9 protein-coding genes are annotated in these 14,281 nt (G+C 40.4%); 5 read left to right on the forward strand and 4 right to left on the reverse strand.

The features are described 5' to 3' along the window. Positions 1–677: 677 nt before the first annotated feature. A complete protein-coding gene (locus tag Q1W14_RS00610) occupies positions 678–4,304 on the forward strand; it encodes an AAA family ATPase (RefSeq protein WP_300698226.1) in 3,627 nt (1,208 codons plus the stop codon). 36 nt (positions 4,305–4,340) lie between these two features. On the opposite strand, the gene Q1W14_RS00615 is transcribed toward Q1W14_RS00610, so the two are convergent. Beyond that, a complete protein-coding gene (locus Q1W14_RS00615) occupies positions 4,341–5,147 on the reverse strand; it encodes a M48 family metallopeptidase (protein WP_300698228.1) in 807 nt (268 codons plus the stop codon). 99 nt (positions 5,148–5,246) lie between these two features. Continuing rightward, the gene (locus Q1W14_RS00620; protein WP_300698230.1) at positions 5,247–6,434 is read right to left on the reverse strand and encodes an aminotransferase class I/II-fold pyridoxal phosphate-dependent enzyme; all 1,188 of its coding nucleotides are present in this window, start codon (positions 6,432–6,434) and stop codon (positions 5,247–5,249) included. Positions 6,435–6,642: 208 nt separating this feature from the next. Between Q1W14_RS00620 and Q1W14_RS00625 the strand changes: the two genes are divergently transcribed. From Q1W14_RS00625 to Q1W14_RS00640, 4 genes are all read left to right on the forward strand, one after another. Next, positions 6,643–7,686 (forward strand): diacylglycerol kinase family protein, encoded by a 1,044-nt coding sequence (locus Q1W14_RS00625; RefSeq protein ID WP_300698232.1) that lies wholly within the window; start codon positions 6,643–6,645, stop codon positions 7,684–7,686. 26 nt (positions 7,687–7,712) lie between these two features. Next, a complete protein-coding gene (locus tag Q1W14_RS00630) occupies positions 7,713–9,932 on the forward strand; it encodes an ATP-binding protein (RefSeq protein WP_300698234.1) in 2,220 nt (739 codons plus the stop codon). Between the two features lie 123 nt (positions 9,933–10,055). Next, entirely contained in the window at positions 10,056–11,813 is a 1,758-nt protein-coding gene (gene aspS, locus Q1W14_RS00635; protein ID WP_300698236.1) for an aspartate--tRNA ligase, read from the forward strand. A 20-nt stretch (positions 11,814–11,833) separates the two neighbouring features. Further along, a complete protein-coding gene (locus Q1W14_RS00640) occupies positions 11,834–12,214 on the forward strand; it encodes a GtrA family protein (RefSeq protein ID WP_300698238.1) in 381 nt (126 codons plus the stop codon). A gap of 13 nt (positions 12,215–12,227) precedes the next feature. Here Q1W14_RS00640 and Q1W14_RS00645 read toward each other — a convergent pair whose 3' ends face one another. Then, on the reverse strand, positions 12,228–13,115 hold the full coding sequence (locus tag Q1W14_RS00645; RefSeq protein ID WP_300698240.1) for a carbon-nitrogen hydrolase: 888 nt from the start codon (positions 13,113–13,115) through the stop codon (positions 12,228–12,230). Positions 13,116–13,152: 37 nt separating this feature from the next. Next, complete coding sequence (locus Q1W14_RS00650; RefSeq protein ID WP_300698241.1) at positions 13,153–14,265, reverse strand: agmatine deiminase family protein; 1,113 nt, start codon at positions 14,263–14,265, stop codon at positions 13,153–13,155. Positions 14,266–14,281: the final 16 nt, after the last annotated feature.

The raw sequence follows: 14,281 nt of genomic DNA on the forward strand, positions 1-14,281 counted from the left end.
AACAATAAGATGAATACTGATGTTACGCAAGTGAGTAGTTGCAGGAGTTAAGGCTGTAGTCAATAAGTCCCATTACATTAGAAGAAGACATCAGTTACCTCATTGCATCACATCCTTTACCCTATGGAGTAAAGGTGTTTACACTATTAGGTAACGATCGTTACAATATGACGTAAAGGCTGTTACACTTATATGTAACGACATTTACATTAGCATGTAATATATATGTAAATGCAATACACTGACAATTAGACATATCGTGTATCAATTATCACTATAGGAAAGCACAGTAATGCTTATGGTTTCAGACATAGGCTGACATTGATAGCGCTGAACGATACTCGTAGATAAAGGCTATTTAACGACAAAAGGGCAGGGATGCCATAAAGTATATGTAAAGCCTGTAAATAAGGATGTTACAGACTAATATTAAGGATAAAAAGCAGCAGGTATAGTGGAAGTAAAATATCTTCATACACCCGCATACATCTTTTATTAGATACATATCAGTTGATAATCAATAGCTTAATAAAAAGAGTGGAAGTGGAAGCAAATCTTATAATAAAATAAACAGTACTATTCACTCTTACTGAACATAAAAACAAACGTTTTATAATCGGAAATACAAGCATTCTAACAAAAATAATTATATTTGTCCTCCAAACCCGGAATCAATTATGGAAACTGAAAATACAAAGGAAGACAAATTCGACAAACTGCCAACAGATGCAGAATTTACCCCTGAAAAGGCTGATGACATAAACTTAAAAGAACAAGACGACGATGATGATGAATTTACACGTTTACTGGATGAATTCATCAAAACAAGTTTGGAAGATAATGATATTGAAGAAGAAGATGACGACAACGAAGAAGAAGAACATTTCTTCGACGAAGAACCTCAAGTACGCATTACTGACATCCTTTTAGCCTTTTCTGCGGAAGAGGAATATAGTGGTTGCTTTACGAAACGCACTCAATTTCGCTCACCCAAGCCGGGAGAGTATCTACATGCAGAAATACAAATACACAATCCGCATTATGAAGAATTCCGTTGGAGCAGAAAACTCAATATCACATTAGACAATAACGACGAGCAGCTGGACAAGATAACCCGGACTGTTCAGGTAAACAGACATGACCTACTTGGAAAGTTATATATATCTTTCCCGGTACCTAGTAATATGCTCGACCTGGATAATATCAGAAACAGCCGTTTCTCTATTACCGTATGTCACAACGGATCAGAAGTACATTGCAAAGGTTTTCAGTTGATGGAACTTCCGGAAAGCTATACGGAATGTTTTCAACAACACTCTTTTGCATTATTCCGTAATGAAGAAGGTGAAGAGGTGGATTACAGTCAGCCGATGCGTCCGCAAAGCTGTTTCAACCAACTCCATTTAGGATCCGTTGTTATGGTACAAATCGTCAAAAGCTTATTGTCAGAGAAAGAGGTTCCGAGCTTCACTCCCGAATTCGAAGTACGCCTGCATGACGAAACAGGACGGATTGTAGTTACAGAGATTATGTCTAGTAACTTCTGTACTAGCGAAGAGCAAGAGTATCTGTCTCTATGTTGGGAGATAGGACAAGGCAAACGGAATTTCTGGAAAAAAGGTATTTATCTCGTTGAAATACTTTTCATGGACGAGACCATTATATCCGCTCCATTCGAAATCGGGAATAAAGATGTAGAAAGCATATATGGACAAGAAGCTATACAACCCAAGACGAACATTGCCGGAAAGAAGATTCTCCGCTCGGATATAGTGAACGACCCCATGCAAAAACTGAATGACATGATAGGGCTTGCCAGTGTTAAAAATAAAATTAGCGATTACCGGAGCCTTATTCTCATGGAGCAGAAACGCAACGCTATGGGACTTCCTACACAAATGCACTCGTTGCACGCTGCTTTTATTGGTAACCCGGGAACTGGTAAAACTACCGTAGCCGGCTTGCTTGGCAAGATTCTGAAAGATATGGGTATGCTTTCCAAAGGACATGTGGTATATGAAGAACGCAGTACTTTGTTAGGGCAATATTATAGCAGCGAAGGAGAAAAGACTATTGCTGCCATGAAGCGTGCCAAAGGTGGTATCTTATTTATAGACGAAGCATATACACTCTATAAACCGGAAGATCCCAAAGATCCCGGCATGAACATTCTGACAACCTTGCTCACAGCTTTAGCCGACGAATCGAACCGCGACTGGATGTTATTATTGGCAGGTTATCCTGGACCTATGAAAAATATGCTGAATGGCAATCCCGGACTTGAATCACGTATTCCCGAAACCAACCGTTACTATTTTGATGATTATAGTATGGATGAACTGATGCAAATTGGTGATCTTTATTGTCGACAAAAATGTTACGAGCTTACAAAAGATGCTCGAAAAGCCTTGCAGTCGGTTGTAAAACGGGCATACAATATGCACGATGAAACTTTTGGCAACGGGCGTTACATGGAAACACTGTTTTCGGAAGAAATCCTGCATAACATGGCACAACGCATCAGTAAGATTTCGTCTCCAACACGCGAACAACTCATCACTATAGAAAAAGAAGATATCCCTCGTCTGAAACAGGGTGATTACAAGAAGTCATTAGCTAAATTACAGCAAATGATCGGGTTGCAACAACTCAAGAAGAGTATCAGCAATCATCTGAATTTTGTAAACTTGGTCCGCCTCCGGAATGAGCAAGACATTCATACTACTTTACCATCCATGCACATGGTATTCACCGGAAATCCCGGTACAGGAAAAACAACTGTTGCCGATTTTATCGGAGAAATCTATGCTTCATTGGGATTGTTATCAAAAGGTAATGTGGTACGCGTAGAACGGAGTGACTTTATGGATACGCGGGTAGGAGGAACAGAACTAAAAACCAAAGCAATCCTGAAAAGCGCCCAAGGCAATGTACTTTTCATTGACGAAGCCTATTCTTTGTTAAAAGAAAGCGAATTTTCCAATGATTCAGGTCCCAGAGTGATAGAAACCATGCTTACCGCCCTTGGACGTGAAGAAACCGATATGCTTGTAATTATGGCAGGTTATCCGGAAGAGATGGAAAAACTGCTTGAATCCAATCCCGGACTGAAATCACGTTTTCCATATATTTTCCACTTTGAAGATTACACAGCGGACGAATTAATGGAAATAGCAAAGGGAGTAGCCCAAAAGAATGGTTACAGTTTCTCTGCGGCTGCCATCAAAGCATTAAAAGCCTTGATAACAAAAGAAGTACGGCATAAAGACCGGCACTTCGGCAACGGACGTTTTGTAACTCAGCTCATTAACACTAAGATTATTCCTGCTATGAGTAGCCGTTTGGCCACCTTGCCCGAAAGTAAATTGAAAAACAAAAACACTTTGCAAACCATTCAAGCGCAGGATATTCCAATCACGGAAGATGAACTGAAAAATATCCAAAATAACGGATTCGACGAGAAAAGCATTGCTCGCTCTCTACAGAAACTGGACAGCATGATAGGTTTGCAGCAGATAAAGAAAGCTATTCACGACTTTGTAGACATATCACGTTACCTTAATAGTCAGGAATTGGCATACGCTGGAAATGCCGGCCCTCTAAAATGGAGCTTCACCGGAAATACCGGTACCGGCAAAAGTACCGTTGCCGGTATTATGGCCGAACTACTTCATGCCATGAACTTATTGGGCAAAGGGCAACTGATAGAATTGAAAGCTGAAGAAATATACAATGTACAAGATTATAAAGTCGATGAGATTCTGAAAAATGCCATGAAGCGTTCACAGCAAGGATTGCTATTTATCGATGGGGATGCACCGGCATTCAAAAGTTCGCAATCACACTTTGATAGTGAGAGGTTACGTTTCCGGTTAACATCGCTAACGGCGGATCTTCCGGGAAATTATGCCTTAATTATTGCTGAACATGAAGCCATCAGACAGCCTTTGGTAAATAGCCTGAAGCAATGTGGAATAGCGGAGTTTGACCACACCCTGCATTTCGAAGATTATACCGCTAATGAGCTATTACAAATTCTGGAACAAATGCTGAAAAAGCGGAAAATGAAAATGGAAACTAAAGCTAAAGTTATCATGGCTAAATATATTTCCCAACTTTGCGAAAACAGAGAATTGGGATATGCCAATGCACGCACTATGAAGCTTCTTTCACGTTCCATCGCTGGCATTGCCTTGTTACGTGAAAGCAAATTAGATAAAGAAGCTACCAAAGGAATAGTAATAGCTCAAGATGTAGAAGGATTCATTTGGAAAAATATAAAAAATAAGGTGGGGTTCAAGTAATTCTGACCCCACCTTATTATACTATATAGAAAAGATTTAATTCTTATTCTTCATATATTCGTCAGCTTTCTCCTTGGCACGAGCTACACGCTTAGCCGTATCAGGATGGGAAGAGAATAATTTTTGGAACTTGGAATCTTTTGGAGCTTCAGCAGAAAGTTCCAGCAACTTATTCAAAGCATTATACATGGCATAAGGATCGATATTATTCTTAATGCAGAATTCAAATCCATAATCGTCTGCTTCTGTTTCCTGACTTTGAGAATATTGTGCACCTGCCAAAGCTTCTGCCATTGCACCCAATTCAGAATCAGTCATTTTGGCTACTGTAGAGCTTGCAGCACCGGCTGCATTTTTCACAGCAGAACGAAGATAAGCGTTCTTCATAGCATCTTTAGAGTCTGTATGAATTACATGACCTATTTCATGACCAATTACAGACATCACTTCTTCGTCAGTCATAATATCCATCAAGCCTGCACATACTCGTACACTACCATCTCCACATGCAAAGGCGTTAACGTCGATTACCTCGTAAACACCGAAGTTTACTTTCAAACCGTCTACCTCCTTAATGTTTCCGGTTAACTTTTCCAAACGCTTGCCATATTCAGTATCAGGCTTTGTTAATGGATTATGCGTATCCATCCATTGCATATACTCTTTACTCATGGCTGCAATGTCTGCGTCAGACAAAGTTACGGCTTTAACAGCGTCAGTTCCTGCTTGTACAGCTTTACCTACGTTAATTTTCTTTCCACCGATTTTAAATTGTGCCGATGCAGTAGTGGCAAAACTCATACCGCATACAATAGCGGCAATAATGAAAAATGTCTTTTTCATGTTTACTAACAGTTTAATGGGTTTTAATTCAGTTTGCTATTTAGAAAAAAACCGCTTAATCTTATGACTAAACGGTTTTCTCAATATGTTTCTGTCAAATTACTTAATGATATCCAATGCTTTGAAGCATTTTGTCAGCTTTTCCACAGCATAGTCTACTTGTTCTTTTGTATGAGTAGCCATCAATGCTACACGTACCAATGTGTCTTGCGGAGCACATGCAGGAGGAATAACCGGATTGATAAAAATACCTTCATCAAAAGCCAGCTTCGTTACAGTAAATGTCAGTTCTGCATCGCGAACATACAACGGAATAATAGGAGACTCTGTATCACCAATTTCGAATCCTGCATCGCGGAACTTCTTTAAAGCGTAATTTGTAATTTCCCACAAACGTTCCTGACGTTCGGGCTCAGTACGGATAATATGAAGTGCTTCACGAGCAGCTGCTGTTGCAGCAGGAGTATTACTTGCCTGGAAGATATAAGAGCGAGCATTGTGACGTAACCAGTTGATTACTTCTTTGTCACCGGCAATGAAACCACCGATAGATGCCAATGATTTGCTAAAGGTACCCATTATCAAATCTATATCATCGGTTACACCAAAGTAATCGCAAACACCCCGTCCTTCTTTACCGAATACACCGAGGCCATGAGCTTCGTCCACCATAATGCTGGCATTATATTTCTTCTTCAGTCGAACGATTTCCGGTAAGTTGGCAAGGTCACCCTCCATAGAGAATACACTGTCTACCACAATCAACTTGACAGCATCCGGTTCGCACTTTTGGAGTTCCTTTTCCAGGTCTTCCATATCGTTATGCTTGTACTTCAACTGAGTAGAGAAGGAGAGACGACGTCCATCTACGATAGATGCGTGCACACGGTCGTCACAAATAATATAATCGTTACGTCCGGTTAATTGGGGAATCACACCTTCATTTACTGTAAAACCGGTAGAGAAACACAAGGCGTCATCTTTACCAACGAACTCAGACAGTTCTTTTTCCAGTTCAACATGGATGTCGAGTGTACCGTTCAACAAACGAGAACCGGCACAACCTGTACCGTATTTATCTGTAGCTGCTTTTGCGGCATCTATGATTCGTTTATCATAAGTTAATCCTGTATACGCGTTCGAACCGAACATCAGGACCTTCTTGTCATCCATCATCACCTCTGTATCCTGATGACTCTCAATTGTACGGAAATAAGGATATACGCCTTTTGCCATAAACTGTTGTGGCACGTCGTATTTCGCAAATTTGTCTTGTAGTAAACCCATGAAATGTCTATTATATAATGAATATTTAATTACTATTAAAATAGTAAACTCTGAAAACAGGGGGCAAAGATAACAAAATATGTTGTTATGTGTTTCATTTACTCTAAAAAATCTATTATCCTCGTTTTAAAATACCAAGATGGTTAAAATTTAAAGGAATTATATTACTTTTGCAAGACAGAAAAGTTGCATAGTAACACGCTTTTGCATGGACGAACAAAAGAAAAAAATATCATTTATTATAAATCCAATTTCCGGAACCCAAAGCAAAGAACAGATCTTGAAATGGGTTAATGAAAAGCTGGATCAAGAGAAGTATGTACATGAGGTTATTTATACAGAGCGCGCAGGACATGCTGTAGAAATTGCTGCAACAAAAGCTCAGGAAGGTGTACATGCGGTCGTTGCTATTGGTGGAGACGGCACAATTAATGAAATAGCCCGCTCGTTGGTACATTCAAAGACCGCATTGGGTATTATTCCCTGTGGTTCAGGCAACGGACTGGCCCGGCATTTGCAAATTCCAATGGAACCTAAAAAAGCCATTGACATTATCAATGAAGGGCTGATAGACATTATCGATTATGGCAAAATAAATAATGTACCTTTCTTTTGTACCTGTGGAGTAGGATTCGACGCATTTGTCAGTCTGCAATTCTCCAAGGCCGGTAAGAGAGGTCCCCTTACTTATATGGAAAAGACTTTGATCGAGAGTCTGAACTATCGTCCGGAAACTTATGAATTGGAAATGGATGGTAGTACCTCGCGCTACAAGGCATTCCTGATAGCCTGCGGCAATGCATCGCAATACGGAAATAATGCGTACATCACTCCTCAAGCCACATTGAATGATGGATTGCTGGATGTTACAATCCTGGAGCCATTTACCGTGCTGGATGTACCGTCGCTTTCATTCCAACTATTCAATAAAACCATTGATCAGAACAGCCGTATCAAGACTTTCCGTTGCAAAACATTACGTATTCATCGTGCCACACAGGGAGTGGTTCATTTTGATGGAGACCCTATGATAATGGGAGAGAATGTGGATGTTGAAATCATTCAGAAAGGCTTGCAGGTCATTATTCCCAAGAATGCAGAGAAAGATACTTCGAATGTGATTCAACGGGCACAAGATTATATCAATGGATTGAAGCAGATAAACGAAGCTTTTGTGGAGGACCTCACTCACAAAAACAAAAAGATAATAGATAGAGGAAAAGAGAAGATAAAGAAGTTAACAAAAATCTAAAAACACTTGCACACCCTGCTGATACTATGAATAGAATAAGTACAATCAAACTATTTTTTATTTTGGTACTATTAAGCTTTAGCTTTAGTAGCTGCACCAAAACGGAAATTAGAAGAGTACTTGTTGTGCATTCGTATGAGGATAGTTATGTAGGATATCCTCAATTCAATCGTCTTATTGCAGAAGAGTTTAAGAAACAAGGTATTAAGGCTGACATACATTATATATATTTAGACTGTGAATTGTATCAGGAGAAACCTGAATTAGAACGGATGAATAGTCTGCTTGACTCTTTTAAAGTCTGGAATCCCGAAATCATAATAGTCAATGAAGATCAAGCCACCTACTCTTTACTGAAATGCAACAATCCCATGGTAAAACGTCTGCCTATTGTCTTTGGTGGAGTCAATTACCCTAATTGGAATTTAATCAAGCAATTCCCGAATGTTACCGGCTTTCATGATAAAATAGATTACATGGCAAATATTAGTATGGGAAAGAAGATCTTCGGTAATCAAACAAACTTTTTTTCAATACTCGATAGCACATTTTTAGACAAGCGTATACGTTCGGATATCAAAGAACAAATTAAAGGAAAAGGAATAATCTTTTTAGAGACTGGTGTCAAGTATATGCGACAAAGAGAAACCCCTACTGTATATAGCACTGTTTCAGTACGTAGTCATATAGGAGATGGGCCAGTAATGTGGACTCTCAGTAAATACACCAAAAACCGATGTTATCTTCAAGTAAAGCGTGACTTTACTACAGTGAATATTGGTAATATCAGTTCCAGTCCAAGTCTTACAGCTATCAACGAAGCATTCGAAGGAGGAGAGAAGCTATTAGGGGGATATTTTACCCCTCTTTCCATACAGGTAAAAGAGGAAGTTGGAGCTGCCATTCAGATTCTGCATGGCAAAAAGCCATCGGAGATGCCTATTCAGGAAAGTGCCAAACAATACATTGTCGACTGGAAGGTTATGGAACAACTGGAAATTCCTATCAGTAAGATACCTACTGACTATATCATTCCGAATGCACCTTTTAGATTGAAGCACTACACTCTTTGGATTGTCAGCATTATTCTTTCAAGCTTGTTGCTTCTATCTCTTATTATATGGCTTACCTTCTTATATAAGCGCGAACACAAAAGAAAGAAAAAGGCATTGTTCGCATTGGCTGATGAAAAAGAAACACTTGCGCTAGCTATTGAAGGTAGTAATACTTTTGTCTGGAAATTAGAGGGTGATACCATTACTTTCGAAAGAGCATTTTGGCAGTCATTAGGTCTTTTCCCACGAGAGCTAACCATTAAAGAAATCATCGAGTTTCTTCATCCTGATTATCGGAAAATCTTCATCCAGAATTGGGAAAGACTGGATACCGCACAAAAGGAAATAGTCCAAGTACAATGCGACTTCAATAATAAGGGGTACCAATGGTGGGAATTCCGTTATACCACTAGTAAGCAATTTCGTACTGCCGGTTTATTGCTTAATATCCAAAAGTTTAAAGAACGAGAGAAGGAACTGGAAGAAGCTAAGCAACTGGCCGAGAAAGCAGAACTCAAAGAATCGTTCCTTGCTAATATGAGCCACGAAATACGGACCCCTTTAAATGCTATTGTGGGCTTTTCTACTATTTTGGGCTCGGATGAAAAACTCGATAAAGAAGAAAGGGAGGACTACATTCAGGCTATCAATCATAACAATGAATTGCTGCTGAAACTAATAAATGATATTTTGGAATTATCCCGTTTACGATCGGGTAATATGACTTTTGTATACCAAGAGTGTCGTGTAGACGAATTAATTAATAACGTTTACATCACTCATCAAATGCTGATACCTGACTATTTGCAATTTTTACTAGAAGAGGAAACTAATGTCAAGCTTCAGATAAGTACAGATAAAGTACGTATAACACAGGTTATTACAAACTTTTTAAACAATGCTTGCAAGTTTACCAAGCAGGGAAGTATAACCCTGGGTTACCGGTATGTTCCTGCAAGATCCGTTGTGGAAATCTTTGTAGAAGACACAGGAAAAGGTATCAATCCTGAAGAACAGAAAATGATCTTCAATCGTTTCTATAAGGAAGATGAGTTTGCCCAAGGGGTTGGACTGGGACTTTCCATCTGCCAAAGTATCATTGACAGGTTGAACGGATGCATAGAGCTTTGGTCGGAACCCGGTAAAGGCAGCCGTTTTACAATAATACTGCCTTGTAAAGTGATTTTTTAAAAGAATCTCCCTCTCTTTGGTGTGACATATAATATGTTTTATGTATTTTTGCATGATATTTATATACTGTGCCCTCACAGCACAGTCCAAATAGCAAATTGTAAATAGTTAAATATAAAAAAGATGTATAGATCACAAACCTGCGGAGAATTGCGTATCTCCGATGTTAACAAGCAAGTAACGCTGGCAGGTTGGGTACAGCGTAGTCGCAAAATGGGTGGTATGACTTTTATCGACCTTCGCGACCGTTACGGAATCACCCAGTTAGTATTTAATGAAGAGGTAAACGCTGAACTTTGTGAGCGTGCCAATCGTCTGGGGCGTGAATTCGTTATCCAGATAACAGGTACTGTAAACGAACGTTTCAGCAAAAACAACAATATTCCAACCGGAGATATTGAAATCATCGTTTCAGAACTGAATGTACTGAATTCCTCATTAACACCTCCTTTCACTATAGAGGAGAATACAGATGGCGGTGACGATATCCGTATGAAATATCGTTATCTTGATTTGCGCCGTGCAAATGTACGCAGCAATCTTGAACTTCGTCACAGAATGACTATTGAAGTACGTAAATACTTGGATAGCAAAGGATTCATTGAAGTAGAAACTCCTATTCTTGTAGGTTCTACTCCTGAGGGTGCACGTGACTTTGTTGTTCCTTCACGTATGAATCCGGGACAATTCTACGCTTTGCCGCAAAGCCCGCAAACACTAAAGCAATTATTAATGGTATCCGGTTTTGACCGTTACTTCCAGATTGCAAAATGCTTCCGTGACGAAGACTTGCGTGCCGACCGTCAACCGGAATTTACCCAGATTGACTGTGAAATGTCTTTCGTAGAACAAGACGATGTGATCAGCCTTTTCGAGGGTATGGCTAAGTATCTGTTCAAGGAAATTCAAGGTGTGGAACTAACTGAACCATTCCAACGTATGCCATGGGCTGATGCTATGAAATATTATGGAAGTGACAAACCAGACCTCCGCTTCGGTATGAAGTTCGTTGAGTTGATGGATATCATGAAGGGACATGGTTTCTCTGTATTCGATAACGCTGCTTATGTAGGTGGTATCTGTGCAGAAGGTGCCGCACACTATACACGCAAACAACTGGATGCTCTGACTGAATTCGTGAAGAAACCTCAGATTGGAGCCAAAGGTATGGTTTATGCCCGTATAGAAGAAGACGGAACAGTAAAATCGAGTGTAGACAAATTCTATACACAAGAAGTTCTGCAAGAAATGAAAGTTGCTTTCGGTGCCAAGCCGGGTGATTTAATCTTGATTCTGAGCGGCGACGATGCAATGAAAACTCGCAAGCAGCTGAATGAACTTCGCCTTGAAATGGGTAACCAATTGGGTCTTCGTGACAAAAACAAGTACGCTTTGTTGTGGATTGTTGACTTCCCGATGTTTGAGTGGAGTGAGGAAGAAGGTCGCTTGATGGCTATGCACCATCCGTTCACTCATCCGAAAGATGAAGATATCGCTTTGTTGGATACTGATCCGGCAGCTGTTCGTGCAGACGCATACGATATGGTTTGCAATGGTATCGAAGTAGGTGGTGGATCTATCCGTATCCACGATGCAGAATTACAGGCAAGGATGTTCGAAATTTTAGGTTTCACTCCGGAGAAAGCACAAGAACAGTTTGGCTTCCTGATGAATGCATTCAAGTTTGGCGCACCTCCTCACGGTGGTTTGGCATACGGTCTCGACCGTTGGGTTAGTATCTTTGCCGGTCTTGATAGTATTCGTGACTGCATCGCATTCCCGAAGAACAACAGCGGACGCGATGTGATGCTGGATGCTCCTTCGGCTATCGATCAAAAGCAATTGGATGAACTGAATCTGATTGTTGAGGTGAAAGAATAATAGCGAAGAGTCAGGAGAGAGTGAAAGAGTCCACGCGCATTTTTCGTTTTGCAGTAATCGGTACATTGAATGCCATTATCATGGCTGTTACCGTTTGGATAATGATGGATGAATTGGATATCAATTACATGCTCTCTAACGTAACTGCATACATACTTGCACAGATTCACAACTTCATGTGGTGCAAGTATTGGATATTCCCCAAAAATGAAAAGAGCAACACTTGGCGACAAGTGCTGCTCTTTTCTATAGCTTTCGGAATGGCATACGGAGCACAATTCCTTTTCTTAATCGGATTGGTAGAGGGGTTGAATTGCGATGAATACCTTGCTCAGTTCTTGGGCTTGTTTCTGTATGGAGGAGTTAATTTCATGATGAACAAGAAATTAACTTTCAAATAAGAAAGCATACAAACTAATCAAGGAATCGCTTCGTCAGTCCTTCATAAGCATCAATACGACGATCACGCAAGAACGGCCACCAGCGTCGTACATTTTCCGAACGTTCCATATCTATCTCTACAACCAAATTTTCAGGATCGCAATTTCCTGCTTGTGCAAGGAACTCACCTTGAGGTCCGGCTACAAAGCTGTTTCCCCAGAACAAGATACCATTTGTTTGTTTAGAAGGATCGGGTTCATGTCCCACACGGTTCACAGAAATTACCGGCAAGCCATTAGCTACAGCATGTCCGCGTTGAGAGATAATCCAAGCATTGAGCTGACGAGATTTTTCTTCTTCTGTGTCACTACTTTCCCAACCGATAGCTGTAGGATAAATCAGGATTTCCGCACCTTTAAGCGCCATGAGACGAGCAGCTTCAGGATACCACTGATCCCAACAAACCAATACTCCTAATTTGCCTAAAGACGTCTGAATAGGTTCAAAACCTATATCTCCGGGAGTAAAATAAAACTTTTCATAATAAGCCGGATCATCCGGAATATGCATTTTACGATACTTTCCGGCAATACTTCCATCACGTTCAAAAACTACGGCTGTATTATGATACAGTCCCGGAGCACGTTTCTCGAATAATGAAGTAACAAGCACGATATTATTAGCAGCAGCCAGTTCCGAATAGAATCCGGTAGAAGGTCCGGGGATAGGCTCTGCCAGATCGAACAATTGCGTATCCTCCGTTTGGCAGAAGTATAAAGAGTTATGCAATTCCTGCAAAACTACCAATTGGGCACCTTGAGTAGCACAAGCTTCAATGCTTTTGGCTAGATTCATCAGGTTTGTCCGGAGATCAGCCGTATTAGCTTGCTGGATAATACCGACTTTTATCTTTCTTGTCATCTATCTAGTTATAATTTAAAGGGTTACAATTAAATATTTAAAACACACCTGCAGGGTATTGCATTGTCACGCAATGCAAGGAACCATGCTGTTTTATCAAAGCTCTACAATCAATACCGATAATTTCATGTTGCGGAAAAGCTTCTTTCAATACTTCTCGGGCACGAACATCATTTTCCGGCTGGCGATAGGTAGGATACAATACGGCATCATTCATTATCAAGAAATTAGCATAAGTAGCTGGAAGGCGCTCACCTTCTTCCTCAATCTTATCAGCCATAGGCAAAGGCAGTAATTGATAAGGCTCGCCTTTTAATGTGCGAAATGTCTTCAGCTGCTCTTCCATCTCTCGGAGTGCTTCGTAATGTTCGTCATTGGCATCGGTACATTGCACGTATGCAATGGTATCGGGTGAACAAAAACGGGCAAGCGTGTCGATATGACTATCTGTATCATCGCCTGCCAAATAACCATGATCCAGCCAAAGCACCTGCTCTAAATGAAATACAGAACGAAGATATTCTTCTATCTCCACCCGATTCATTTGTCCGTTACGATTAGGAGAAAGCAAGCATTCGGATGTGGTGAGCAATGTACCCACGCCATCGCTTTCGATGGAGCCACCCTCAAGAACAAAATTTAAACGATTTATATAGCTTCCCTTTAGCACTTTGGCTTCTACAGCATGGCGCGTAATTAAATTATCTTTGTCGGAAGCAAACTTCAAACCCCAACCATTAAATTTAAAATCGAGCAGGGAAGGACCATCAGCATTCATCATGGTAATCGCCCCGTGATCGCGTGCCCAAGTATCATTCGTTTCGCATTGCAAAAAATGTACATTTTCCATGTTGACCTTATCAGAAATCAAGCGCTTTACTTCTTCCGAATCCGGAGTTACAATAAGCAACTTCTCACGTAGAGCTATTTCATGGGCTATATTGATGAAACACTCCTGCACTTCGTCGAGCATATATGCCCAGTCAGTTCCTGCATGAGGCCAAGTCAATTGTATACCGCTTTGAAGCGCCCATTCGGCGGGCAGGAGAGGGGCACGCGTTTCTACTTGTACGTTTATATTCTTACCAAATTGTACCTGATAATCTTTCTCTGAAGCTCCACCCAATGGAAGTCCGACAATAATTCCCATATTTAATCAATTAAAT

The organism is Bacteroides sp., from assembly GCF_030151085.1.
Taxonomy (GTDB): domain Bacteria; phylum Bacteroidota; class Bacteroidia; order Bacteroidales; family Bacteroidaceae; genus Bacteroides.

Bases quoted from the DNA above. Each gene is read 5' to 3' on its own strand.
- Q1W14_RS00610 (WP_300698226.1), top strand. From the start codon at position 678: ATGGAAACTGAAAATACAAAGGAAGACAAATTCGACAAACTGCCAACA.
- Q1W14_RS00615 (WP_300698228.1), bottom strand. From the start codon at position 5,147: ATGAAAAAGACATTTTTCATTATTGCCGCTATTGTATGCGGTATGAGT.
- Q1W14_RS00620 (WP_300698230.1), bottom strand. From the start codon at position 6,434: ATGGGTTTACTACAAGACAAATTTGCGAAATACGACGTGCCACAACAG.
- Q1W14_RS00625 (WP_300698232.1), top strand. From the start codon at position 6,643: ATGGACGAACAAAAGAAAAAAATATCATTTATTATAAATCCAATTTCC.
- Q1W14_RS00630 (WP_300698234.1), top strand. From the start codon at position 7,713: ATGAATAGAATAAGTACAATCAAACTATTTTTTATTTTGGTACTATTA.
- aspS (WP_300698236.1), top strand. From the start codon at position 10,056: ATGTATAGATCACAAACCTGCGGAGAATTGCGTATCTCCGATGTTAAC.
- Q1W14_RS00645 (WP_300698240.1), bottom strand. From the start codon at position 13,115: ATGACAAGAAAGATAAAAGTCGGTATTATCCAGCAAGCTAATACGGCT.
- Q1W14_RS00650 (WP_300698241.1), bottom strand. From the start codon at position 14,265: ATGGGAATTATTGTCGGACTTCCATTGGGTGGAGCTTCAGAGAAAGAT.